Raw genomic sequence first — 23,110 nt, forward strand, 5'->3', positions numbered from 1 at the left:
CGGTTTAACGGGGTGGCACCCAACCTTTCATCACGTCTGGTCGAGGGACTGGCGGCGAAAAGAGCGATCGTAAGACGGCTTTGCGATCGTTCGCTGGCTCTGTCACTAGCTGCCACAGTGTTTCATAGAAGAAAAACGAGACCCCTGCAAAACCCTGCTGCCGTACGATCTGAATTTGGTCGCGTACCTGCTGCATGGGTATAGGACGCTTTCTCAACCCAGTCAGAATACCAACCCCAGTTGGGATATGCCGCCGAGCCGCCTGCATCTCAGGGGTTTGCAGTTGTGCTGTAAAGGCTTGCGGACTGCTGGTATAAACCTGGAGCACAAGTTCTTCAATCAGCCCTTGCTGCTCCCAGGCTTTCCAGTCCTGCAAAGAATTATTGTAGGCAAACTCGTAATTATTGGGCGACAACGCAAAAATAACATTCTTCTTACGCGCTTTGACCGCACGGAAAAGCTGTGTCGTAAAGCTGGTGAGCTTATTTGCCCGCCACCGCACCCAAGCAGGGTCACGGGGGTTGGTAGGCGGTGCTTTACCCTGTTCACGCTTGTAAAGCTGCGCAGTATAGTCATCGTAGCCAAACTGGTAAGGCAGCCCAAAATGGTCATCAAACTGAATGCCGTCAATATCGTACTTATTGACAAGTTCCAGAACGAGAGACTGCATGAACTGCTGCACTTCAGGTTTGAACGGGTTAAGCCAGACACGCGGATAAATGCCTTCTTGCCAGACACGTGTGCCGTCTTGCTGCTGAGTCAGCCAATCAGGATGCCGTATTGCCAAAGCAGAATCTTCGGGTGCCATGAAGCCAAACTCAAACCAGGGCAGCACTGCCATACCGCGCTGGTGTGCCTGCTGCACCAGTTCTGCCAGTGAATCACGTCCCTCGAGCCCGATCGGTCGTGGGTCAACAGCAGCACCGCTCGCTTGCTTTGCCACTGCACTGGGATAGGTTGTGTAGCCCCAGTTCCAAGCGACGGGATAGAGCGTGTTGAAATGCAGTTGCGCCAGTTGCTGCACAGCATCTTTAAGCACAGACCCGTTAAACAGCACGGCGCTGTCAACATTGGTGATCCACACACCGCGAATCTCGCTACGAGGCGCGATCGATGCTTGGGAAACTCTTGGTGCAGCCGTTTGGGCTGCAAGCGGCATTGCGGCTAGCAGTAGCACGCATCCTGTCAGCAGCAGCACGAGCACGTTAGCCCGCCTTGGCACAGATTGTCGGACAACGCGTAGCCATCGATCGCACTGCTGCACTAGCGGCACATTCACCACAAGACGGCATAAACTCAACCATTTAACCCAAATGCCCCTACCAAAAACTACATGATTCATCGCGCAAAGCATGGTTACGTGTGCAATTTAGCTGACGCCAGGGAAAGCTAAAAGTAGCCTGATTTGATTGACCAAACCCAGCCGAGTCATGTTAATCGTTTGCAACGCTCCATGTCACCCATATTTAAAGGCAACTGGTAGCGGTTATTGCTTGATCCACTTAAACACTTACTGAAAAAATTAGGAGAACCGATGCCCAAACGTAAATTGCCCCGTGGTGGTAGCACTCAGGTAGCTGTAAGTCCTGATCTGGCGATCGCAGCGATCGGACTTTTTTCAACCTTTGCCGATGGCGAAGCTTCTGATGATGCAGAAACTTACGCGCTTGGGGAAATGCTCTCCAGCATTGATCTGTATGAAGATTACGCTGAGGAAGACTTTGAAGCGCTAGGAGCAGAGATTGCTGAACTAATCAGCAGCGAAGGGATTGAGGCTGTCGTTAGTCAGGCGCTCGCTACTGCTAGAGAAGAAGGACTTGAAGAAGCCGCTTTCATTGTTGCCCTCGTCATTATTGCTTCAGATGGCGAAGTGCCAGAAGAAGAGCAAGAATACATTGATAATCTGAGTGCAGCACTGGGTCTTTCACCAGAACGCTCCAACGAGATTATTGACGAACTCTTTGCTGAAGAAGAAGAGGAAGAGGAGGAAGAGGAAGAGTAACTCGAAGCAGTCCTAACCTCACAACAAAAGCTCCTTGCAACGGTATGTCATTGCAGGGAGTTTTTGCATTTTCACCGATAGAGGCGAATACTTGATGCTCTCAACTTGGGAGGAACCAGGTCTAGAGCAAATGTTGTTTAACCCTGTTATGCAGTAATTGATTAAGCACCCTCAAGACGAATGAGGGGCATCATACTATGCATACTATGCATCACTTTAGTTGAAAGCCACGGAGCTTCTTGAATCAAAGCTTTTGACTTGTTTTACTTAAATGCCAGGACGGGGACTTGAACCCCGGACACGAGGATTTTCAGTCCTCTGCTCTACCAACTGAGCTATCCCGGCGCGTCTTTAGCGCTTACCCAACTTACCAAACCTGTGTCACTAAATGCAAGCAAATTAAGGAAACAGGGATAATCGTGCCAAAAGATGGCGTTACATCACAGTAGAGCTTGTGTATGAGCTTGGTCGATCGCTAGATAGACCATTGACGCAGCCACGCTATGACATCAGGTACATCACAGGAAAGAAGGGTTGTACGGCAGAATAGAAATAATGCAGTACCCCACTGCTAATTGTTTATTTTCTTACGCATGGACTGGCAGGACATTTCTGGTAACTGGGTTTTGGTGCCGCCGCGCCCTACTGCAATCGTGCATTTTCTTGGCGGTGCGTTTGTGGCAGCGGCCCCTCATGTAACCTATCGCCGATTGTTAGAGCGTCTGGCAGTGCAAGGCTATGTCATTGTCGCTACGCCCTTCGTAAATACGTTTGACCATACGACGATCGCGCGGACTGTGCTGCAAGATTTCGATCGTGCCCTGGAGATTTTGCATACCAAGATGCTTAGCAAGCGCTATTTGCCGATTTATGGGATCGGGCACAGCATGGGTTGCAAGCTACACCTGCTCATTGGTAGTCTCTTTTCAGTAGAGCGATCAGGCAATATTCTGATTGCCTTCAATAACTTTTCGGCTCGTAATGCAGTGCCTCTGGTCGAGCAATTTTCGCCCGTTTTTGCAGTCGAGTTCACACCATCCCCCCTAGAGACCAATCAGCTTATTGCCAAGAGCTATCAGATCCGTCGGAATTTGCTGGTGAAGTTTACCAATGACACGATCGATCAAACCACTGTGTTAACAGACGTGTTGCAAAATCGGTTTCCAGGTATGGTTGTTGCTCAGACCTTACCCGGCAACCACTTAACACCACTGGGTCCCGATGTAAACTGGCAAGCGGGCACTGTTTTTACGCCGTTTGATGCGATCGGGCAGTGGGTACGTCAAGAAGTCTACCGAGAACTCCATCAGTTAGAGCGTACAGTTTTGCGCTGGTTAGACCCACTGGCATCCCTTAGCTAACGCGATCGTATCGGTCTTACCTAAACCTCCAGACAATGACTTTTCAAGAAGTGAAGTTGCGTCATGAATTTGGCTTGCCTCAGTAGCTCAATAAGTGATTGATGATGGAATTGCTCAAGCCTCTGCTGCAACTGGGAATGCTTTTTGTACTGATTTCCCTGATGTGTTTAGCGCTAATCGCGCTATTGCCAGCTAACCCTTTATGCGGCCTCGTCTTTTTTGTAGTCAGCATACTGGCTATTCTCTTGACCGTTGATGCTCTCTAGCATTGAGGCATTGCCGGTTTACCGCCATAACCTCTAAGGGTGCTTAAATCTCATGGTAGGATTCATTGAGTCTTAAGGTTAAAACGTCGGTAATGCTCATGGATACTGAAGCAAGCACTGAGTGGAATGGGCTGATGGACATTGAAGCGGTGCAAAAAACGCTGAACCGTTCTAGAGCTTCGATTTACCGCTATGCAAACACAGATCCAACCATCTTAAACTCACCCTACGATCCCACGCGGCTAAATCCAGAACTACGTTTGCACAAGGATGATGTCCTGCTCTTTCACCCCAATGAGGTTGCACGTTTCGCGAAAGATGTGCTCAAGATTAAAAACGTTACAATCGAAGTCCTTGAAGCAGCACCTACACCTACGCAGGAGCTCTTGCAAGCGATCCTGGCAGAGTTGCAAAGTATTCATCAGCTATTGAAGGAGCGATCGTAGACAACAAACCTAGAAAGTACAGCGTGCAGGCGGATTTGAGTTGCAGCCTGCTTTCTACGTTTTCTGAGACTGATGTTTTCTGAAATTTACGTTGAGTTTGTTTACTGGAAACTACAGCCTGGGGCAAACTCGTTAGAATTACTTATATAGAGGAGATTTTCTCTATACAGGCATTAAATACAGTCATGCCTTTTCAAATTCCCATTGGTGCATAGCTATTTTTATGGAATCAGGTAGTCAGCCTGCCAGTACGACCGAGCGATCGACCCACCGCTTTGCAGAGCTTGTAGGGGTGGTCATCGCTCTTTTAACGCTTACAGTACCTTTAGCAGTCATTGCTCATTATTCAGGCGGGGCACAGTTCTCCCAGCCCGTTAGCGGTGTTCTATCCCGACCGAATCGTTAGCTTTAAGAGGTTCTGCTGACAGGAGAGTGGTTAATAAAGGTAGATAGTGCTGCTATCAACTTCGGCATAGCTGCAAGGGGGTAAAATGCTAAAAGCGTCAGCCCATTACTGCCTTAGTGGCTTCGCGAGTGTCACGTCAAAAGGGCTATAAGCAATTTTGTGGCGATCGTACTTGCATGAAGGCAGCACAATCCTAGAGAATGAACAGAACGGCAAAGGCTTCCTAGGATCGCTATGATTTAAAGGAGGCACTTTTGAAATTCGAGATTTTTCAAGCGGAACCATGACATCATACGCAACCACCTCTGCTAAGGCTGAAATGAGTGAACTGCGGCGGTTAAGAACCTTACTGCCGCCAGAGCTTCAGAGTTGGGTTTCGGTTGAAGCGACAACAGCCGTTAACCCACCGCTGCTCACTTGTGAAGAAATTGGCAAGGATGAGGTCGAAATTCAAATCGACATGGTGAAGTGGGAGCAGTTAGCCACGGATCAGCGTAATCTGCTGTTCTGGCACGAGGTGGCACGCATCCAAAACGATACGATCCCCAAGGATGGTTGGGAGATGGCAGCACTGGCGATCGGTTTGGGTGGCGCAGTGGGTGAACTGTGGGTACAAGATGGGCTGCTCCTGCTCTTAGCCCTTGGTCTCTGCGGTGTTTCAGGCTGGAGGCTGTGGCAAAAAAACAACACTGAGAAGACGCTGAAAGAAGTGCTGGAGGCAGACGAAAAGGCGATCGCGCTAGCAACTCGCTTTGGTTATACATTACCCAATGCGTACAAAAGTCTTGGTAGCGCCTTGAAAGTGCTGATTGAACAATCGCCCAAAAAACGGCTGCGATCAAGATATGAAGCTCGGTTAGATGCGTTGAAGAAAAGCGCTGCTAAAGCTAAAGCCAAAATGAAAGCACCGGAAAACGAAGCAGCCTATTAAATGCTGTTCCATTTAGCGATCCCTGGTAGCCTCAAAGGGTCAAGACAAACAATTTTAGATTTAGCTAACATCAGGTTTTGACTGAAAATGAGTCAAAAATTAGAGGCTGTTCCTTAATTGGTGCACGCTCAATTCACAACCGTACGATTCCTGAAAACATAGAGTTTTCCACAGGAAGGCCTGCTTTGGCATAGGTTTTCCACAGACTTGCACGGGTTTTCCACAGATCACTTCCGCTACAGAGTGTCTGAAGCTAGCCTAATAAGTAGCTAGATAATGGAACAAAGGTGTGCTTAACGGAGCAAGGGGCTTCAGCGTGAGCGCTTAATGGAACGATGAAACCCCTTGCTTAGAGACCACTCTTCTTTGCAGAATATGGAGGGCTACGTAGCTATTCCCACTCAATTGTGCCAGGCGGTTTGGAGGTGATATCATAAACCACGCGATTAACGCCCCTTACTTCATTCACAATTCGGTTGGAGATCGTCTCCAGAAGATCATACGAAACGCGCGACCAATCCGCCGTCATACCATCTTCGCTAGAAACAAACCGTAGCACAATCGGGTAAGCATAGGTACGTTGGTCGCCCATGACACCAACACTACGGATTGGCAAAAGCACCGCAAATGCCTGCCACAATTCGTTATACAGCCCTGCTCGATTAATCTCTTGCCGCACAATCAAATCAGCATCGCGCAAAATATCCAGACGGTCTTCAGTGACCTCTCCCAAGATCCGAATCGCTAAACCAGGACCGGGAAACGGCTGTCGCAGCACAATTTCTTCCGGTAAACCGATCGACCGACCCACTTTACGGACTTCATCCTTAAACAGTTTGCGAAGCGGCTCAATCAGTTTGAACTGCAAATCTTTAGGCAAACCGCCAACGTTATGGTGACTTTTAATTTTGACTGCCACTCGCTCACCTGTCTGGGGATCAACGTTCGTGTCAGCCGATTCAATCACATCTGGATAGAGAGTGCCTTGAGCCAAGTAGTCGAACGGTCCCAGTCGCCGCGATTCTTCCTCAAAGACGCGAATAAATTCATGTCCAATACGCTTGCGTTTGACTTCGGGATCGGTAACACCTTGAATCTGAGCGAGAAAGCGTTCACGAGCGTTAACATACGCGACTGGAATGTGGAACTGTTCCCGGAATAGTTTGACCAAGCGCTCTGGCTCTAGCTTTCGCATGAAGCCCTGGTCAATGAACATACAGGTTAGCTGTTCGCCGATCGCTCGATACAGTAAAAACGCTAGCGTTGATGAATCGACACCGCCAGAAAGGGCTAGTAGAACCCGTTTGTCGCCGACTCTGGCGCGAATTTCACGAATGGCTTCTTCAACAAAGGCATCAGTTGTCCAGGTTGGTTCGCATTGGCAAATATGGTAAACAAAGTTGCGAATCAGCGCTAGTCCGCCAATGGAATGCACGACCTCTGGATGAAACTGCACTCCATAAAGCTTGCGATCATGATGAGCGACCGCAGCGCAGGCAGTGTTTGCCGTATGCGCTAACAACTCAAACCCCTCTGGAAGTTGTGTCACTGAGTCACCATGACTCATCCACATCGTTGTGCCATCTTCAACATTGGTCAGCAGATCGGTGGGATCATCGATCATTAGGGACGCTTTACCGTATTCTGCAAGCTCCGATCGCTCTACCCCGCCACCAAGCTGCTGCACCATCAGCTGCATTCCGTAGCACACACCCAGAACTGGTACGCCCAATGCCCAAATCTCTGGGTCACAGTGAGGGGCAGCGCTGTCATACACCGAACTAGGACCACCCGACAAAATGATCCCCTTCGGGTTAAGTTGTCGCAATTGTGCCGCTGTTGTCCGGTAAGAGAGCACCTCGGAGTAGACCTGAGTCTCCCGAATCCGACGGGCAATTAATTCAGAGTACTGCGAGCCAAAATCTAAAATGACAATGAGTTGGCGGTTGAGCCGATTTTGCTCAATTGGCTCGACCTGAAGCTGTTGTTCTGTCTGTAGAGTCACCGAGGTATCCTAAATTTTGCTACAAGAGTGGATAGATGCGTAGCGGTATTGACGCCAGCAGTGAGTTTCAAACAGTAGGGGGGCAAACAGCAGATTACGAAAGATCAGTAAAGCTGCGTACTGTAGTTGGATATTATATCTAGCCTAGCAAAACTTGCTCAAGTAGGATGTTTCCTCTCTGGCTCTTGGTTATAATCTGCCGACTTCGATCAAACAGAATGGTGCCCACGCTGACCACTTGCTCACTATGCGTCTGAATATACGCTTGTGAGCGATCGTCAATGGTTTGAGCGATCGATTCATATACCTGCTCCACCCAGGTTTTTCCTTCTGTCGCATCAAGCTGCTGCAAATACTGTAAACCAGCTTCAGCCGTAGCGCAGCTAAAAAGCATTTGCAGATGCTGGGTTGGTAGTCCAGCGATCGCGCACTGAGCCGTTAAAATTTCTAGCCGAGCGTCTGCCACATGATGATGGGTGTGAAAGATGCCGCCTGCCAACTTTAAGAGCTTGCCATGGTACCCGAATAAGAGCACAGACTGCACACCTTGCAACCCGGCTTCTACCAGCAACGGACCGAGCCAGTTTGCTGTTTTTACCAAACGTGACGGCTCGACCCCTAATTGCCGTACTAGATCTAACCCATTCTCGCCAACACAAAACACTAAACAGTCAAACCATGCAGCCTTTTGCCGCAGATCTTTACGGAACGCCTCAAGCTGCCCTGGCGCGCTAAGGGGTTGCGAAATGCCTGTTGTGCCCAGCAGAGACAGCCCTTCCACCACCCCAAACGCTTCATTGGAGGTACGTTTGGCAAGGGCACGTCCCTCTGGCAAAATTAACGTTACTTGAATCTTCTCACCTGCCTCTAGCCAGCAGTTGAGGTTCTCAAGCAGGAGTCGTTTGGCATAGGCATAAAGCGCTAATTGTCCGTCTGCTTGCCGTCCTAGTCCTTCACCACCCTGTAGTACGATCGCCTCTGCCTGATTTGTATTACCCCATTCGACTAATGCCCAGAGTGGTGTGTGGCGAGTCAAATCGAGATTGTCGCCAGGGTCGCTACGGGTTATTGCCAGAGCCGCACCGGGTTTTAGCCCTGCTACTTGCTCAATGTCAATCTCTACTGTTTCGGCTGGCTCAAGCAAGTCTATGCTGACTGAAACGATCGACTGTGGCTGCCGTAACCAGCGGAGAGCGGCGATCGCAGCAGCGCAGGCAAAGACAGGCAAGGTATAGCCAGCGCGAGGGGGGGATGACATGAGGCAGAGTGAAAGAGAACAACAGGTGGAGTAACACGACGATCGCCAATAAAAAAGCCACGCAAATCACGTGGCTGGCTTCGATACTTAACAAAGTAATTGAGCTAGCTCAGAGTTAAGCAGCCAAATTTTTAGCAGCAAAATCCCAGTTAACCAAATTCTCAAGATAGTTTTTGATAAAGGCAGGACGAGCATTTCTAAAGTCGATGTAATAGGCGTGTTCCCATACATCAAGTGTCAGAAGGGCTTTCTGTCCGTGCGCCAGTGGGTTCTCAGCATTAGGAGTTTTAGTGACTTTCAAGGTGCCGCCATCATCAACTAACCATGCCCAACCGCTACCAAATTGAGTTGTCGCAGCAGTTGTAAACTCTTCTTTGAACTTATCAAAGCTACCAAACGCACTGTCAATTTTCGCTGCAAGTTCGCCAGTGGGAGCACCGCCACCAGAGGGCGAAAGGCTATCCCAAAAGAAGGTATGATTCCAGACTTGAGCGGCATTGTTGAAGATACCAGCCTTTGAGGAATCTTTAAACGAGGCTGTAATCACTTCTTCGAGTGTTTTGTCAGCCAATTCGGTGTCTGCAACCAATTTATTCAGGTTATCGACATATGCCTTGTGATGCTTGCCGTAATGGTACTCAAAGGTTTCGGCTTTCATACCATGTGGCTCTAGGGCGTTAAAGTCGTAAGGAAGGGGGGACTGTTCAAATGCCATTGTGTTCTTCTCTCTATCTAAATCTGTGTTGAAGATCGAATCTACGTTGAAGTTTAAGGCAACTCACAAGCTCTCGTACTTGCGGTTTTTGTCTGCGGTTGCTTACTTTATCGATCGTTTGTCCGATCGTACAGTCTCTACCAACTGCAAAAGTGTGAGGGACGCGTAGAAACAGAACTTAACACCTGAATTCTACCGTAGAATTACACACTCAATGAGGCTTTAGTGCTCCCTCAGAGGACAGAGATTACGTATCTGAGCGTAGCTAGAGCCAAAGAATGTCAGGAAAAGATAACTTTTAGAATGTTGTAAAAGCAATGTCATGAACTGATGACCCTGACTACTAAGGCTTACAGCCGATGACAGCTCGCAGAGCAAAATTAAGGCATGGTTATGGCACGACAAGGTTCTCTATAATTTTGGTAAAGGCAGAGACATTATGTCCTGAACTGAACTATTGAGCTTACTTGATTTGCCTCCGGTTCTCAGTCAATCCTTTTTCCCAGCGAATGTAGTGACGCTGGATAACGGATTAACTATTATTCACCAGCACACACCTGCCACGCCTGTAACTGCTGTTGATGTCTGGGTGAAAGCAGGCACGCTCGCCGAACCTGATGAATGGTCTGGTATGGCGCATTTTCTAGAACACATGATCTTTAAAGGGACAGATCAGTTGCCACCCGGTGCGTTTGATCTGGCGATCGAGCGGCGTGGTGGTGTCACCAATGCAGCAACAAGCTACGACTACGCCCACTACTTCATTACTACAGCCGCTCAGCATTTAGCAGAAACGTTGCCATATCTGGCAGATTTGCTTTTACACGCAGCGATTCCAGACAGCGAGTTTGGGCGAGAGCGTCAGGTGGTGTTAGAAGAAATTCATCAGGCGCAGGATGATCCTGACTGGCTCACGTTTCAGTCACTCAACGAAATGGTGTATCAACGTCATCCGTATGGGCGCTCGATCTTAGGTACGGCAGAAACGTTGCTGGCACGATCGCCTGCCGAAATGCGTCAGTTTCATGCTCACCACTATCAGCCTGAAAAAATGACGGTCGTGGTTGTAGGCGATATTGCTCAAGATCGAGCGATCGATCTGGTAAGCGAAACCTTTCAATCCTTTCCGGTTCCAACGACGTGTCCTCTCTCTATACCGGAAGCCGAACCACCGATTACTACCATTCGCCGTCAGGAACTTTACCTGCCGCGCCTAGAACAAGCACGACTGCTAATGGCGTGGATTGGACCCGGCGTAGATTGCCAGTCACAAGATTTGGATGAGCAATTGCAAGCAGCATTCGGGCTAGACATCCTTTCGGTGCTGTTAGCCGAAGGACGCACATCCCGTCTGGTGCGAGAACTGCGCGAAGAGCGGCATCTTGTGCAGGCGATCGGCAGTAGTTTTTCCCTTCAGCGCGAGTCGGGGCTATTTACCATCAGTGCATGGCTAGAGCCAGAAAATTTAGAGCGGGTAGAGGCAATCATCTGCGATCGTGTCTCGCAGTTATCTGCTACACCAATCTCCGAAGCCGAACTTTCTCGCTGCAAACGCCTGCTCTGTAACGATTACGCCTTCTCTACTGAAACACCCTGCCAGCTTGCTGGGTTATACGGGTACTACAGCATCCTTGCTAACCCTCAAATGGCTACTAGCTACCCACAGCGCCTCCAGGCAATTCAGGCAACCGATCTTCAGCGCCTCGCCAATCGCTACCTTTCGCCCTACCATTATGCGGCGACAGTGGGCAAACCATTGTTGTAACTGTGTGGAGCTATCAGCGGTCAGCTTAACTGGTGTCTATCTATCGCAATGCTTGATTGAGTGTGTACAACCTGAGCGAAAAGCCTTTAGCCCTTGCCGTTGGAGCAGTAATGTCAGTTGAGAATCACTACATCCATGACCACTGTTAGTTTCTAGAAATTAGCTGATGGCTGACCGCTAACCGCTTTCCATTGTTCGCTCTTCGCAAAAAGGATGGTTTCGTGAATCTAGGTATTAAGCAGTCTCCTCAAACGCGCACAGTGCTCAAAAACGGCATCGTTGTTTTGGTGTGGGAGAATCCTGCCGCAGACATCGTAGCGGCTCGCATCTTTGTCCGAGCGGGTAGCCAGTGGGAATCGTCAAAGGACGCAGGTTTGTCGCATCTAGTCGCTGCTGTATTAACGAAAGGTACTGAGCAGCGATCGTCCCTGGAAATTGCTGAACAGGTTGAGTCTGTCGGGGCAAGTCTTAGTGCTGATGCGGCTACTGATTACTTTTTGTTGAGTCTCAAGACTGTCTCTTCAGATTTTGCTGCCATTTTGGCACTGGCAGGCGAACTGTTGCGATCGCCCACGTTTCCACAGTCAGAGATCGACCTGGAGCGCCGACTGACGCTTCAGGCAATTCGCTCTCAACAAGAACAACCCTTCTCGATCGCCTTCGACCAACTGCGACAGTTGATGTATGGCGATCACCCCTACGCGCTTTCGGGTTTGGGTACAGAAACTAGCGTGTCGCAGCTTGAACGTGCCGATCTTCAGCGCTATCACCAGACACACTTTCGCCCCGACAACATCGTTATTAGCCTCTCAGGTCGGCTTCAGCCCGATGCCGCGATCGCTCTGGTTGAACAAGTGTTTGGCGATTGGCAAGTTCCCTCCACGCCCTTACCCGTTCTTCATCTGCCCGCCATCACCTCTACGCCAGCAAGAGCAGCGATTGCTCAAGAAACCCAACAGTCGATCGTGATGCTGGGCTATCTCGCACCCGCTGTTGTCCTTGATCATGCTGATGTACTGCGGCAGAGTAACGGAACGTCCGGTAAGCCTAGCCCTCACCCTTCCCCCCCTACTATTCAGGACTATGCCGCACTCAAACTACTCAACAGCTACCTCGGCAACGGGCTTTCTAGTCGCCTCTTTGTCGAGTTGCGCGAAAAGCGTGGTCTAGCCTACGAAGTGTCTGCTTTCTATCCCACTCGCCTGCATCCCGCGCAGTTTGTCGTTTATATGGGCACCGCTCCTGAAAACACCGCGATCGCCCTTGATGGGTTAAAAGCAGAAGTCGATCGTCTGCGAACCCACCCCTTCGATCCAGAAACGTTGCAAGCCGCTAAAGATAAAATTCTGGGGCAACATGCACTTGGCAAGCAGACCAACGCTCAGATTGCTCAGACCTTTGGCTGGTACGAAACAGTCGGCTTGGGCATCGGCTTTGATACACAGTTTCAAGCACAAGTAGCAGCTGTTACAGTTGAAGCAACTCAGCATGTGGCAGAACAATATCTTGTGGAGCCGTACCTTTCCTTAGTTGGTCCTGCTGCTGCTGTAAAGGCATAACTGCTGAAGCAGTGGCTGGTCAAGAAATATGTTGCACTCCGTGATTCTACGGAGGATTCACATAAAACCCTCAAGAAGGTTAGAACAACTACTGAATACGGCAAGGTGCCAAAGCAGTAGGCTGTATTGCAGAGGGTGTGTTCTCAGCAGCTACCAGGGTGCGTTCCGGTCAAGCAAGTGTAGACAGTCTTCGCGTCTTAAACTGATTGACTAAACTTGTGAGGCTTGGACTTGTGACGCTTGCCTTATATAAGGGATCTACCACCGTTTGAACCACTACTTAAACCATTACACGGGCTGACAGTTGCTTAACATTGAGCGTCTGAACAGTGTGTTTGAGCACTTCATCCACTGTTAATAGCCCGAACACTCCCCGGCTATACCACCCAAGCAACGACATTATGAACAGCGACCTTGCAGCGAGAGACCAAACGCCTGCATCTTCCCGCGAGACAGTGTTTCCCTCTGAGCCTGAGCTTCTAGCTGCGAAAGCCATCGGCTCCTTTAGTGACTCTAACGAAACGCTGGTAGCCGATGCAGCACAGGCAATGGCAGAGCGCTTTCTACATCAAGGCTGTGAATACTATCAGACAGGGCAATTTGAAGCAGCGCTAAAAGCATTTCAGGAAGCCTTTTTGCTGTACCGCGATCGCCAGGACGAACATGGGCAGGAGAAAGCGTTAAGCAGTTTAGGCTTAACCCACTATAGCTTGAGAGACTATGCTAGAGCAGTCAAATACTCTAAGCAAAGTTTAGAAGTGGCTCAAAAGCTGGACGATCGTCATAGCCTGGTCAAAATCTTTGGCAATCTGGGCAATGCGTATCGTCACCTCAAAGAGCAAGCAAAGGCTATTGAATGCCAGCAGCAAAGCCTAACGCTCGCGCAGGAACTTGGCGATCGACGTGGTGAGATGGCGGCACTTAATAACCTGGGCTTGGCGTATAAAGCGTTAGGTGACCACCCGATCGCCATTGGCTACGAAGAACAAAGCCTGGAGATTGCCCGTGAGCTGCGGGATGACCAGATTGAGGAGCAAATTCTCAAGAACTTGGGCAATGCCTGTTACGCGCTGGGCAACTACACCAAAGCGGTTGATTATTACGAGCAACGACTCGTCTTGGCACGAGAACTCAGCGATCGCCGTACAGAAGGACAAGTGCTACGAAATTTGGGCAATGCTTGCTACGCGTTAGGCGACTACGATCGTGCGATTGAATACAGCAAGCAATGGTTAAGCGTCTCTAGAGAAACACAAGATCGTCGCGGCGAAGAGCAAGCGCTGGGCAGCGTGGGCGTTGGCTATGATGCCTTAGGTAACTATGCCCGAGCGATCGACTACTACGAGCAACGACTCGCGATCGCTCAACGAATGAAAGACCACCGCATTGCCGAACAGGTCTTAGGTAGCCTCCGTGTTGCCTACTATGCCCTCGGTGATTATGCCAAAGCTGTCAACTGCACTAAACAGCGCGAGACACTTATAGGAACTAGCTGAGCAATGTCAGGAGATGATGACGCTAAGCGACCAGTAAACCTCCTTAACCACTAGTTAGAATCGGCATTGCAAGGATTAGCGGTTGTCGATTAAACCCCTCGACAGGGATCGGAATCCGCACTAGACTTAAGTTCTAACGTTTAATGCATCGTTCGATACAAATTCATCTAAGGGTTGGTGGTTCCTAGTGCAACTGCAACAACGTGTGGCTGTAAAGCGGGTGACTGGCGCGTTCGCATTGATTGACAGTTTAAAGCGCCACGGTGTCAAGCATATCTTTGGCTATCCTGGTGGCGCGATTCTGCCAATTTATGACGAGGTTTATCGGGCACAGGCAGAAGGTGGTTTTCAGCACATTCTGGTGCGGCACGAGCAGGGTGCTGCCCATGCTGCCGATGGCTACGCCCGCGCGACTGGTGAAGTCGGCGTTTGCTTTGCCACCTCTGGACCTGGCGCTACAAACCTGGTAACGGGGATCGCAACGGCTCATATGGATTCCATTCCGCTGGTCGTCATTACTGGGCAGGTTCCCAGCTATGCGATTGGTAGCGATGCCTTTCAGGAAACAGATATCTTTGGCATTACGCTGCCGATCGTCAAGCATTCCTATGTTGTGCGCGATCCGAAAGATATGGCACGCATTGTGGCTGAGGCATTTTACATTGCGACTACGGGTCGTCCGGGTCCAGTGCTCGTTGATGTACCCAAAGATGTCGCGCAGCAGCAGTTTGACTATGTACCGATGGCGTTGGATGAGGTCAGGTTGGCAGGATATCGCCCCACTGTTAAGGGCAACCCCCGTCAAATTGCCCATGCGCTCAGACTAATCCGGCAGGCAAAACAACCGTTGCTCTATGTGGGTGGTGGCGCGATCGCCTCCAACGCTCATGCCGAAATTAAAGAGCTAGCCGAGCGCTTTAGCCTACCTGTTACGACCACGCTGATGGGCATTGGTGCCTTTGATGAGCATCATTCACTCTCAGTTGGGATGTTGGGGATGCATGGTACTGCCTATGCAAACTTTGCTGTAACAGAGTGCGATTTATTGATTGCCGTTGGTGCCCGTTTCGACGATCGCGTCACGGGTAAACTGGACGAATTTGCCGCTCGCGCCAAAGTGATTCATATCGATATTGACCCTGCTGAAGTGGGTAAAAATCGCGCCCCAGAAGTGCCGATCGTTGGGGATGTGCGCCAGGTCTTGATTGAGCTATTGCGCCGGAGCCAAGAGGATGGCGATGTGCGTGAGCCGCAGCGTAACCGAGCATGGCTGAACTGTATTGCTCGCTGGCAGGAAGATTATCCTCTGGAAGTGCCTCATTATGCCGATAGTCTTTCTCCTCAAGAAGTGATTGTCGAACTCAGCATTCAAGCGCCCAACGCTTACTACACAACTGATGTTGGGCAGCATCAGATGTGGTCAGCACAGTTCCTCAAAAACGGTCCGCGTCGCTGGATTTCTAGTGCAGGGCTGGGCACAATGGGCTTTGGGCTGCCTGCGGCAATGGGCGCCAAAATTGCTGTACCAGATGAGGATGTTATCTGTATCAGCGGCGATGCCAGCATTCAGATGAATATTCAAGAACTGGGCACTCTGGCGCAATACGGCATCAACGTGAAAACGGTGATTATCAACAATGGCTGGCAGGGTATGGTACGCCAATGGCAGCAAGCTTTTTATGACGAACGCTATTCTTGCTCCAGTATGGAAGTAGGAATGCCAGATTTCGTTAAACTAGCTGAGGCTTATGGCATTAAAGGCATGATGATCAGCACGCGGGACGAGCTCAAGAGCGCGATCGCCCAAATGTTGACTCACGATGGTCCCGTTTTGCTGGATGCCCGTGTTCGCAAAGATGAGAACTGCTATCCAATGATTCCGCCGGGTAAGAGTAATGCTCAGATGGTGGGCTTGCCAGAGCGCAAAACGTTGGAGAAAGCCGCCGAACTGATTTATTGTGGCAGTTGTGGCGCAAAAAACGTGACGAACAATAACTTCTGCCCAGAGTGCGGCACGAAATTATAGAGACGATCAGCGGTTCTTACCTCACTTTAAAGTGGGGCTGTAGGGACGTTCTATGGAACGTCCCTATTTAAGGGGTGAATCGCGCTTAGATTTCTGCTACAGCACGTTCAATTAAACGACGGGCAAGTGTCTGTGTACCTGTGTGAGTGTAGTAATTCACTGAAATATCTAGAAACGCGCCGACATAATCTAGCTTGTCTTTAGAGACTTCAACAAACTTGGTCAAGTTGTCAAGCACATTGTCCTGAGTCAAGTTGCGCGATGTGACAAAATCGCTCATCCAGCCTTTGACCGAATCAAAACTTTGGTTGATGAAGCCGAGTTTGCCAGCAGAGTCGCCACCGGGAATCAGTTCGTTTACGCCCTTAAAGGTCTGATTACTTTCTAGCTCTTTGGGCGACATATTCTGAATGGTCGACAGCCCTTTCAGAATAAAATCAGGACCCAGCGGAATCAGCCCGTCAAAACAAACGAGTGCTGCCATCCGCATCAATGATTCGCCGCCGTAGTCGCCCAATGCTGCCAAAAAGTCACCAATGCTGTCACCAGGAATGCCGTTAATTTGGCAAAAAGCAACCAGTTCAACGACGAGCTTAACGGTCAGGTCAATGCTCTGTGCTTTTTCTGGTTTGGGCGTAAGGTTGCCCAAGAAGCCCAGGAAAGAAATGTCTTGCCCAACTTTATTTGCCATAGCAGCCGCGCCCAGCGCTCCAGAAGCGCTGTCTACGGTTTGGTAAAGCCAAAGTGCACGCTGATAGCCCTGAGACTTGTCATTAAATAAATAGACTGCCCGTTCGCCGATTTGCTGAATCAGCGCCTCGTCAGTTTCGCCAGTGACATCGCGGATTGTGTTGGTGAAGCCAGTCAGGTTCTGCCATTGACCAGGAACCGCGAAATCAAGCGCTCGTAATGCCTTGACTGTAATGCCACCGGTTGGCAGTTCATCAACCAACTCAAAAATGGATTTGCTCATAAGTTAAAAGTAGTTTGTCTACAAAACAGTGATCTGCTAAAAGTTGGCTATCGCTTATTTCTTCAGTTTTGCTAACCCAGCTAAGTCAAACCGCTGAATCCAAGCCTGACGATCGACTTTGGTAAACAATGGGTTACGCGACAAGACCTTCACCTGGTAGCGATCGGAAACCAGCACGGCTGTTTGTGTTGTGCCGACATCTACGGCTGGATAACCCGCAATCTTGGTCACGCTTTTTTCAAATTTCTTTGTCGCGCTAATGCCACCTGTAGAGTCACTAGCAGCATCTGAAATTGCCAGCACTGCCAAATCTTTGCCATCTTTCTTCAGCTTTGCTTCGGCAAAGCCTTTTTTCTCTTGCGTAAAGACGCGCTCATAACCATTACCTGGCTTAGGGAAGAACTTATTAAAGCTGCTACCCTGGGTTGCATTTTTAGCAACTGCGGGTTGTGCGCCTTTTCGAGTGCTCTCTTGTTGTGCTTGATCAAATTGTGACGGCTCGTTTGCAGTACAGCCTGTCACCAGAAGCAGTAAAGACAACATGAGCGGCGCGATCGCTCTGCGCCAGTTTAAAACAGTCATGCTACTCTCCTTGATTGTGTGATGCGTAGTTGTGCGATGAATGAAGCTCGATGGCTGAAGCGTAGTGCTCATCATCTAAAGCTAGCTTGCCTTTTTATTAGACATGAGTTTGATTAGACATTAGATAGTAGTGCACCGATCTGGTCATACCTAGAAGTATCGTCTTCCTTCTAGCTGCCCCCAAGCACAGTTTTTCTTCAAGTTTGCTGAAAAAGCTTGATCGTAGCCTGCCTGCTTTACCAACAGAGGCGTTAGGGCGATCGTCCCTAACGTCTAGCGGAACCCCGGTAGATCCGTTCTGCTTGTTCTGGGGGTAGCCCAAACTCATCCACAAGCTCTTGAGTGGCAGACAGTTGACTGTTCTGAGTTATAGGACTCTTATTGCCATTAGAAGAGGTTGATTTAGAGGTAGATTGCAATTGCTCAAAGCGCTGGGGCAGTTCACATGCGACTGGCGATGGGAAGTTACCTGTTGATTGCCCTGATGGGTCTTGCTCGTCCCCAAAAAATTGCGGTAGAGGTACATAGGTGTGGTCGGCAGCGTCATAGGCAAACACTTCCCCTGATTCAATGTGGTAGATCCAGCCGTAGATTTTGAGGCGTCCCTGATACAGCCGTGAGTGGATGACGGGGTAAGTTCTAAGGTTATCAATTTGCGTCAGCACGTTTTCGGCGATCGCAACCTCCAGCAGTTCCTCGCCTTCATATTCACCGTAGTTTTCCATCACTAGTCGGCGTGTTGCTTCAGCATGTCTTAACCAGTCATAAACCAGCGGCATTTCCTCTTCGAGCGTGCCCAATTGCAGCATCCCCTTCATGGCACCACAGTGAGAATGTCCGCAGACGACAATTTGCTCAATCCCCAGTGCATGAATGGCATACTCAACCGTTGCACCTTCTCCACCATTCGTCGCGCCAAAGGGTGGAATGATGTTGCCAGCGTTGCGAATGACAAACAGTTCTCCCGGCGCTGCCTGTGTGATTAAGGTTGGGTCAATCCGAGAATCGGAGCAGGTAATGAACAGCACCCTTGGCTTTTGTTTGTGTGAAAGCTGTTCAAACAACTCTCGATGCGTTGAGAAGTAGTTTGCTCGAAACTCTCGTAGCCCTCTCACTAATTTCTTCATGGCACTAAATCCCTGCTCCCTTGAAGTACCTGGCTGTTGTCGTGCCGATGATCGCTTTTCTATCAAAACATACTTCCTTGAGCGCAACGGTGATCAATCTTGAAGATTCCTTCCACCATCGCCAGAGCTAGCGTGTGTGAATGACGTAACTGCGACATCGCCGCACTCAGTTTAGCGTTTGTCGCCGACATTGCCACTTGCATGGAGCGATCCTGATAGGGTAGGAAGAAAGAGACGCCTTTAACGCCGTGCGTGTCAGTGCGTCTAGCATGACGAAGGAGCATTCAACCAGTGGAACCCCATGCATGGACAGCACACATAATCGCTAATGCTGTAACGGTTGGTTCAACGGTGCATCCCTGGGATATGGGAGCCAATGTTGCTGAACTACAGGAACTACTTGTTGCTCACGGGTTCTCAAAGGTGCGGGTAGACGGTAACTTTGGCTATGTAACAGAGGCGGCAGTCAAAGCCTTTCAGCGACAGCACGGGTTGAGGATTGACGGCTGTGTGGGACCAAAAACATGGATCGCCTTGAAAACAACTGTCCAACCAGGCAGTCGCTTGCTCCGACCAGGGCACACGGGCGTGGATGTGGCAGAATTACAGGGCTTACTGCATATTAATGGCTACGCGATCGAGCGCACCGGCATTTTTTGCCCTGGAACGCAGCGGTGTATCACCGCTTTTCAACAGCAGCACAAGCTAAGAAATGATGGTGTAGTGGATGCTGTCACCTGGACAATTTTACGCGGACAACCACTAACAGAGCCTCGCCGCCAACAGCGACGTTGGTTTTGGGATAATCGCCAATGGTGGTAAGTCGCTGGATCGCTTCGTAGAAATAGTTAGTGCTACCGATTGAATAGAGAGGTGCAGATGCGATTGAATGCTGGTTGTGAACTATCCTTTGAGGCAAGCGCCCCCACCCCTCTGATTCTAATGCTGCGACCGCGTAGTGGTTTGGGTCAGTGGGTGGTGCGCGAAGAATATACGCTAGAACCAAGTACGCCGATCGTTGAATATACAGACAGCTACGGCAATCTGTGTCAGCGGTTGATGACTCCTGAGGGTGTCTTTCGCGTTTACACCACTGCCTGTGTTGAAACTGCCGATGCAATTGATGTTGAACCGGATGCACCCTATCTTCCCGTGCAGAATCTACCCGATACCGTGCTGCAATTTTTGTTGCCTAGCCGCTACTGTGAAGCCGATCGTCTGGGTGACTTAGCAAGTGAGATTGTCGGCGACAGTCCACCGGGCTATGGGCAAGTAGAAGCCATTCGCCATTGGATTCACACGAATGTAACCTACGAATACGGCACTAGCGATGCGTCTACGTCAGCGGTCGACATTGCTAAAAACCACGTCGGCGTTTGCCGAGATTCTGCTCATTTAGGGATCGCCCTTTGTCGGAGCCTCAGCATTCCAACGCGGATGGTGGTCGGCTATCTTTACCAGCTTGACCCGATGGATCTGCACGCCTGGTTTGAAGTCTATCTAGGCGATCGCGGCTCTTCTACAGAGGGTCGCTGGTTTACCTTTGATGCCACCCAGCCAAAGCCACGGGGTAATCGGATTGCGATCGCCTATGGGCGCGATGCTGCTGATGTTGCCCTGGCAACCCAATTTGGACCACTCACGCTCAACGAAATGAAAGTTTGGGTGGATGCCGACGAAACGTAAGCCGGCACGCTTCAAAATCCAAAGGTCACTCGGTCAGAGGGGAAAGAAGAAAGTCCCTTTAAATTGAGAATCGACTGCACTCGCTCTACAACAAACGGTTGAGTGCAGTCAAAACCTAGTTGATGAGTTCTACCTAGCTTGCAGATCTACGACAGTTGCTATGCAGTGACAACACCGATCGGGCAAGTCACATTTGTTCCACCCAGACCGCAGTAGCCACCTGGATTTTTGGCGAGGTATTGTTGATGGTACCCTTCTGCGTAGTAAAACTCAGGCGCATCAATAATTTCAGTAGTGATTTCCCCATAGCCGGAAGCATTGAGCGCTTTCTGATAGGTAACACGGGATGCCTCCGCTAGTTGGCGCTGTTCGTCAGAATAGGTGTAAATGCCAGAGCGATACTGTGTACCTGCATCGTTCCCCTGTCTCATGCCCTGGGTCGGGTTATGGCTTTCCCAAAAGACTTTAAGCAGCGCCTCGTAGCTAATTACAGAAGGGTCAAAGACAACCTGAACAACCTCGTTATGCCCTGTCCGACCCGAACAAACTTCCTGATAGGTTGGATTGGGCGTAATGCCAGCAGCGTAACCAGCAGCAGTCGAAAAAACGCCGTTTTGCTGCCAAAATTTGCGCTCTGCACCCCAAAAACAACCCAAGCCAAACACTGCGACCTCAAAACCTTCTGGATAAGGAGGTTTGAGCGGATTACCATTAACGAAGTGTTTAGCGGGTACAGGAATGGGTTCTGTACGCCCTGGCAAGGCTTCTTCAGGAGTCGGAAGGCTGAGCTTTTTGCCAAGTCCAAAAATTGCCATAAGTTTTGACTCCGATTTCTAATCACTTCACCTTTCTTTATAGTAGCTTGTCGCCCAGAGGTCTGCGATCGCCATTGCTCCTCAAGCAGACCAGGCAATGATAAACGGTTGCAGGTACATTGCATTCGTGCTGTTTTAGCCAAAAACACTCAAGTTTAAGGTTTGAGTAAGCTGTTCCAGGAGAAAAAGTCCGGCGACCGAGTTGCCTGTATCATCCAGCGTGGGGCTGTAACAGGCGATCGCCCCTTGCCCTGGCACAATAGACAGCAAGGCACCGCTGACTCCCGATTTGGTGGGTAGTCCGATGCGTACGGCAAAGCGACCCGACGCTTCATACAAGCCACAGGTCAGCATCAGGGCATTAGTCGCACGCTGGTGGATTGGCTGGACTTGAACATTTGGTTGAGCGAGTAATAGTCCTACTTGCGCTAGATCCGTGACGGTGCCAGCGAGACAGCAAAGATGATTGTAGGTATCAAGGGCAGATTCAACATGATTAATGTAGCCTGCTCGCAGAAGGACATCTGCGATCGCCCGATTGACCTCGTTTCGCAACGATCGTACCGATGCCAGCATGGCAGTGTCCAGCACAAAACGGCTCCCAGCAGCCTGGTTAAGCCACAGCCGCAGCGTTTCGCACCGCTCAGCACCCTTTTCTCCTGGCAGCATAGCAGCAAGCGCGATCGCGCCACTGTTGAGCATCGGGTTACGTGGAAAGCCACGATCAGCATTTAATTGTGCCAGTGAATGAAAGGGCTGTTCTGACGGATCGATGCCCACTCGCGCAAAGACTGCGTCCCAACCCAATGTTTCTAGCAAGAACAGCAGCAACAACGGCTTGACCACACTCATTAACGCAAATGGTTGGTCGATCGCGCCTGCAACGTATCCCTGTCCTTCTGTTGTTCGTATGCCTACAGCAATTAGTTCAGCGTCTGCCTGTGCCAGTAAAGGAATATAGTCCGGCAACCGCCCAGCGTGAGCATAGACCTTCGCTTGCGCCACCCAGCTTTCTAGCTGAGGTTGAGTCAACGCGGCAAAAGGTGTGAAGGAGAGGACCACGGGAGAAAAGGGGGAGGGGTAAAAGTTTTAAGTTTTGGGTTAATTCAGCCTTTAGCTTATTTTGAACGTGAGGAACTCAGCAAACTACTTCTAGCAAACTACTTCCTCTTCATCCTTTACTCCATCACGCTTTCACTCCTTCATCCCCTACTCCATCACGCTTTCACTTCTTCATCCCCACTTTCTCCTACCCCGGCAGCAGTGAAACATGAGCTGAAACAATCTTCCATCCTTGCGGCAACTTGCGCCAGACTTGGCTTTGTCTGCCTGCACGGAGCACGTTATCAGTAAGGCGCTGAAACTCTAGTGTGACGATCGCAGTATCAGCATCAAAGGTGACCACTTTGAGGTTAGAAATATCTCGCTCCAAGTTTTTGGTCGAGCGACCTTGCCGAAAGGCTTTAATTGCCTCCATGCCATAAAGATTTTCGGTGACGCCAAACCGCAGAACATCAGGAGAATTCCAAAACAAGTTGTCTAGGGTAGCAAGATCATTCTCAACCAATGCCTTTTCGTAGGTGAGATACAGTGCTGTGAGTTCAGTGACGATCGCGGGATCGTTAATTTGGGGCATGGGGGAAGGAGTGGGAGAGTGAAGGGATGGAAAGGGGGAAGAATGAAGGGGTGGA

At 49.9% G+C, this 23,110-nt stretch carries 22 protein-coding genes and 1 tRNA gene; 11 read left to right on the forward strand and 12 right to left on the reverse strand.

Translation table 11 applies throughout. From position 1 onward, the window contains the following. Positions 1-4 precede the first annotated feature (4 nt). Positions 5-1,342 carry a glycoside hydrolase family 10 protein gene (locus H6F76_RS20655; protein ID WP_190511116.1) on the reverse strand — a complete coding sequence of 446 codons (1,338 nt, stop codon included), beginning with the start codon at positions 1,340-1,342 and terminating at the stop codon, positions 5-7. A 192-nt stretch (positions 1,343-1,534) separates the two neighbouring features. Here H6F76_RS20655 and H6F76_RS20660 point away from each other — a divergent pair, with 192 nt between their 5' ends. Next, entirely contained in the window at positions 1,535-2,002 is a 468-nt protein-coding gene (locus H6F76_RS20660) for a tellurite resistance TerB family protein (RefSeq protein ID WP_190447737.1), read from the forward strand. A 272-nt stretch (positions 2,003-2,274) separates the two neighbouring features. Here the strand turns inward: H6F76_RS20660 and H6F76_RS20665 are convergent. After that, a tRNA-Phe gene (locus tag H6F76_RS20665) sits at positions 2,275-2,347 on the reverse strand. Between the two features lie 248 nt (positions 2,348-2,595). Between H6F76_RS20665 and H6F76_RS20670 the strand changes: the two genes are divergently transcribed. The 4 genes from H6F76_RS20670 to H6F76_RS20685 all read left to right on the forward strand — a co-directional run bounded on the left by H6F76_RS20670 (position 2,596) and on the right by H6F76_RS20685 (position 5,412). Beyond that, positions 2,596-3,363 carry a DUF1350 family protein gene (locus tag H6F76_RS20670; protein WP_190511117.1) on the forward strand — a complete coding sequence of 256 codons (768 nt, stop codon included), beginning with the start codon at positions 2,596-2,598 and terminating at the stop codon, positions 3,361-3,363. A 364-nt stretch (positions 3,364-3,727) separates the two neighbouring features. After that, positions 3,728-4,075 carry a resolvase gene (locus H6F76_RS20675; protein ID WP_190511119.1) on the forward strand — a complete coding sequence of 116 codons (348 nt, stop codon included), beginning with the start codon at positions 3,728-3,730 and terminating at the stop codon, positions 4,073-4,075. A gap of 223 nt (positions 4,076-4,298) precedes the next feature. Then, positions 4,299-4,481, forward strand: coding sequence for a hypothetical protein (locus H6F76_RS20680; protein ID WP_190447732.1), 183 nt, complete (start codon positions 4,299-4,301; stop codon positions 4,479-4,481). A gap of 283 nt (positions 4,482-4,764) precedes the next feature. After that, positions 4,765-5,412, forward strand: coding sequence for a DUF3318 domain-containing protein (locus tag H6F76_RS20685; protein ID WP_190511121.1), 648 nt, complete (start codon positions 4,765-4,767; stop codon positions 5,410-5,412). 391 nt (positions 5,413-5,803) lie between these two features. On the opposite strand, the gene guaA is transcribed toward H6F76_RS20685, so the two are convergent. The 3 genes from guaA to H6F76_RS20700 form a co-directional block, all read right to left on the reverse strand. After that, entirely contained in the window at positions 5,804-7,417 is a 1,614-nt protein-coding gene (gene guaA / locus H6F76_RS20690) for a glutamine-hydrolyzing GMP synthase (RefSeq protein WP_190511123.1), read from the reverse strand. 139 nt (positions 7,418-7,556) lie between these two features. Then, positions 7,557-8,675 carry a cobalt-precorrin-5B (C(1))-methyltransferase CbiD gene (cbiD, locus tag H6F76_RS20695; RefSeq protein ID WP_190511125.1) on the reverse strand — a complete coding sequence of 373 codons (1,119 nt, stop codon included), beginning with the start codon at positions 8,673-8,675 and terminating at the stop codon, positions 7,557-7,559. Positions 8,676-8,790: 115 nt separating this feature from the next. Continuing rightward, positions 8,791-9,390, reverse strand: coding sequence for a superoxide dismutase (locus tag H6F76_RS20700; RefSeq protein WP_190447723.1), 600 nt, complete (start codon positions 9,388-9,390; stop codon positions 8,791-8,793). Between the two features lie 472 nt (positions 9,391-9,862). Between H6F76_RS20700 and H6F76_RS20705 the strand changes: the two genes are divergently transcribed. The 4 genes from H6F76_RS20705 (at position 9,863) to ilvB (ending at position 16,236) form a co-directional block, all read left to right on the forward strand. Continuing rightward, positions 9,863-11,155 (forward strand): pitrilysin family protein, encoded by a 1,293-nt coding sequence (locus H6F76_RS20705; protein WP_190511239.1) that lies wholly within the window; start codon positions 9,863-9,865, stop codon positions 11,153-11,155. A gap of 221 nt (positions 11,156-11,376) precedes the next feature. After that, the gene (locus H6F76_RS20710; RefSeq protein ID WP_190511127.1) at positions 11,377-12,714 is read left to right on the forward strand and encodes an insulinase family protein; all 1,338 of its coding nucleotides are present in this window, start codon (positions 11,377-11,379) and stop codon (positions 12,712-12,714) included. 401 nt (positions 12,715-13,115) lie between these two features. Then, positions 13,116-14,210 carry a tetratricopeptide repeat protein gene (locus tag H6F76_RS20715; RefSeq protein WP_190511129.1) on the forward strand — a complete coding sequence of 365 codons (1,095 nt, stop codon included), beginning with the start codon at positions 13,116-13,118 and terminating at the stop codon, positions 14,208-14,210. Between the two features lie 187 nt (positions 14,211-14,397). Next, positions 14,398-16,236, forward strand: a complete 1,839-nt coding sequence (gene ilvB / locus H6F76_RS20720; protein WP_190511131.1) for a biosynthetic-type acetolactate synthase large subunit — start codon at positions 14,398-14,400, stop codon at positions 16,234-16,236. 85 nt (positions 16,237-16,321) lie between these two features. Here ilvB and H6F76_RS20725 read toward each other — a convergent pair whose 3' ends face one another. The 4 genes from H6F76_RS20725 to H6F76_RS20740 all read right to left on the reverse strand — a co-directional run bounded on the left by H6F76_RS20725 (position 16,322) and on the right by H6F76_RS20740 (position 19,202). Beyond that, the gene (locus H6F76_RS20725; RefSeq protein ID WP_190447713.1) at positions 16,322-17,209 is read right to left on the reverse strand and encodes a hypothetical protein; all 888 of its coding nucleotides are present in this window, start codon (positions 17,207-17,209) and stop codon (positions 16,322-16,324) included. A 54-nt stretch (positions 17,210-17,263) separates the two neighbouring features. Beyond that, the gene (locus H6F76_RS20730; RefSeq protein WP_190511133.1) at positions 17,264-17,791 is read right to left on the reverse strand and encodes a hypothetical protein; all 528 of its coding nucleotides are present in this window, start codon (positions 17,789-17,791) and stop codon (positions 17,264-17,266) included. A gap of 266 nt (positions 17,792-18,057) precedes the next feature. Continuing rightward, positions 18,058-18,918, reverse strand: coding sequence for a carbonic anhydrase (locus tag H6F76_RS20735; RefSeq protein WP_190447709.1), 861 nt, complete (start codon positions 18,916-18,918; stop codon positions 18,058-18,060). Positions 18,919-18,980: 62 nt separating this feature from the next. Next, positions 18,981-19,202 (reverse strand): hypothetical protein, encoded by a 222-nt coding sequence (locus tag H6F76_RS20740; protein WP_190511135.1) that lies wholly within the window; start codon positions 19,200-19,202, stop codon positions 18,981-18,983. A 7-nt stretch (positions 19,203-19,209) separates the two neighbouring features. Here H6F76_RS20740 and H6F76_RS20745 point away from each other — a divergent pair, with 7 nt between their 5' ends. Both H6F76_RS20745 and H6F76_RS20750 read left to right on the forward strand, forming a co-directional pair. Next, positions 19,210-19,740: a peptidoglycan-binding protein gene (locus tag H6F76_RS20745; protein WP_347276084.1), complete on the forward strand. Its 531-nt coding sequence runs from the start codon at positions 19,210-19,212 to the stop codon at positions 19,738-19,740. 57 nt (positions 19,741-19,797) lie between these two features. Continuing rightward, positions 19,798-20,604 carry a transglutaminase family protein gene (locus tag H6F76_RS20750; RefSeq protein WP_190511137.1) on the forward strand — a complete coding sequence of 269 codons (807 nt, stop codon included), beginning with the start codon at positions 19,798-19,800 and terminating at the stop codon, positions 20,602-20,604. A gap of 158 nt (positions 20,605-20,762) precedes the next feature. On the opposite strand, the gene msrA is transcribed toward H6F76_RS20750, so the two are convergent. From msrA to hpxZ, 3 genes are all read right to left on the reverse strand, one after another. Further along, entirely contained in the window at positions 20,763-21,419 is a 657-nt protein-coding gene (gene msrA / locus H6F76_RS20755; RefSeq protein ID WP_190511139.1) for a peptide-methionine (S)-S-oxide reductase MsrA, read from the reverse strand. 135 nt (positions 21,420-21,554) lie between these two features. Then, the gene (gene glsA / locus H6F76_RS20760) at positions 21,555-22,481 is read right to left on the reverse strand and encodes a glutaminase A (RefSeq protein ID WP_190511141.1); all 927 of its coding nucleotides are present in this window, start codon (positions 22,479-22,481) and stop codon (positions 21,555-21,557) included. 187 nt (positions 22,482-22,668) lie between these two features. Further along, a complete protein-coding gene (gene hpxZ, locus H6F76_RS20765; RefSeq protein WP_190511143.1) occupies positions 22,669-23,055 on the reverse strand; it encodes an oxalurate catabolism protein HpxZ in 387 nt (128 codons plus the stop codon). Positions 23,056-23,110: the final 55 nt, after the last annotated feature.

The organism is Leptolyngbya sp. FACHB-321 (genome assembly GCF_014695975.1).
GTDB lineage: Bacteria > Cyanobacteriota > Cyanobacteriia > Leptolyngbyales > Leptolyngbyaceae > Stenomitos.

What these genes read in the sequence shown, in the direction of transcription:
- H6F76_RS20655 (WP_190511116.1), bottom strand. Translation starts at nt 1,342, where the DNA reads ATGAATCATGTAGTTTTTGGTAGGGGCATTTGGGTTAAATGGTTGAGT.
- H6F76_RS20660 (WP_190447737.1), top strand. Translation starts at nt 1,535, where the DNA reads ATGCCCAAACGTAAATTGCCCCGTGGTGGTAGCACTCAGGTAGCTGTA.
- H6F76_RS20670 (WP_190511117.1), top strand. Translation starts at nt 2,596, where the DNA reads ATGGACTGGCAGGACATTTCTGGTAACTGGGTTTTGGTGCCGCCGCGC.
- H6F76_RS20675 (WP_190511119.1), top strand. Translation starts at nt 3,728, where the DNA reads ATGGATACTGAAGCAAGCACTGAGTGGAATGGGCTGATGGACATTGAA.
- H6F76_RS20680 (WP_190447732.1), top strand. Translation starts at nt 4,299, where the DNA reads ATGGAATCAGGTAGTCAGCCTGCCAGTACGACCGAGCGATCGACCCAC.
- H6F76_RS20685 (WP_190511121.1), top strand. Translation starts at nt 4,765, where the DNA reads ATGACATCATACGCAACCACCTCTGCTAAGGCTGAAATGAGTGAACTG.
- cbiD (WP_190511125.1), bottom strand. Translation starts at nt 8,675, where the DNA reads ATGTCATCCCCCCCTCGCGCTGGCTATACCTTGCCTGTCTTTGCCTGC.
- H6F76_RS20700 (WP_190447723.1), bottom strand. Translation starts at nt 9,390, where the DNA reads ATGGCATTTGAACAGTCCCCCCTTCCTTACGACTTTAACGCCCTAGAG.
- H6F76_RS20715 (WP_190511129.1), top strand. Translation starts at nt 13,116, where the DNA reads ATGAACAGCGACCTTGCAGCGAGAGACCAAACGCCTGCATCTTCCCGC.
- H6F76_RS20725 (WP_190447713.1), bottom strand. Translation starts at nt 17,209, where the DNA reads ATGAGCAAATCCATTTTTGAGTTGGTTGATGAACTGCCAACCGGTGGC.
- H6F76_RS20730 (WP_190511133.1), bottom strand. Translation starts at nt 17,791, where the DNA reads ATGACTGTTTTAAACTGGCGCAGAGCGATCGCGCCGCTCATGTTGTCT.
- H6F76_RS20735 (WP_190447709.1), bottom strand. Translation starts at nt 18,918, where the DNA reads ATGAAGAAATTAGTGAGAGGGCTACGAGAGTTTCGAGCAAACTACTTC.
- H6F76_RS20740 (WP_190511135.1), bottom strand. Translation starts at nt 19,202, where the DNA reads ATGCTCCTTCGTCATGCTAGACGCACTGACACGCACGGCGTTAAAGGC.
- H6F76_RS20750 (WP_190511137.1), top strand. Translation starts at nt 19,798, where the DNA reads ATGCGATTGAATGCTGGTTGTGAACTATCCTTTGAGGCAAGCGCCCCC.
- msrA (WP_190511139.1), bottom strand. Translation starts at nt 21,419, where the DNA reads ATGGCAATTTTTGGACTTGGCAAAAAGCTCAGCCTTCCGACTCCTGAA.
- hpxZ (WP_190511143.1), bottom strand. Translation starts at nt 23,055, where the DNA reads ATGCCCCAAATTAACGATCCCGCGATCGTCACTGAACTCACAGCACTG.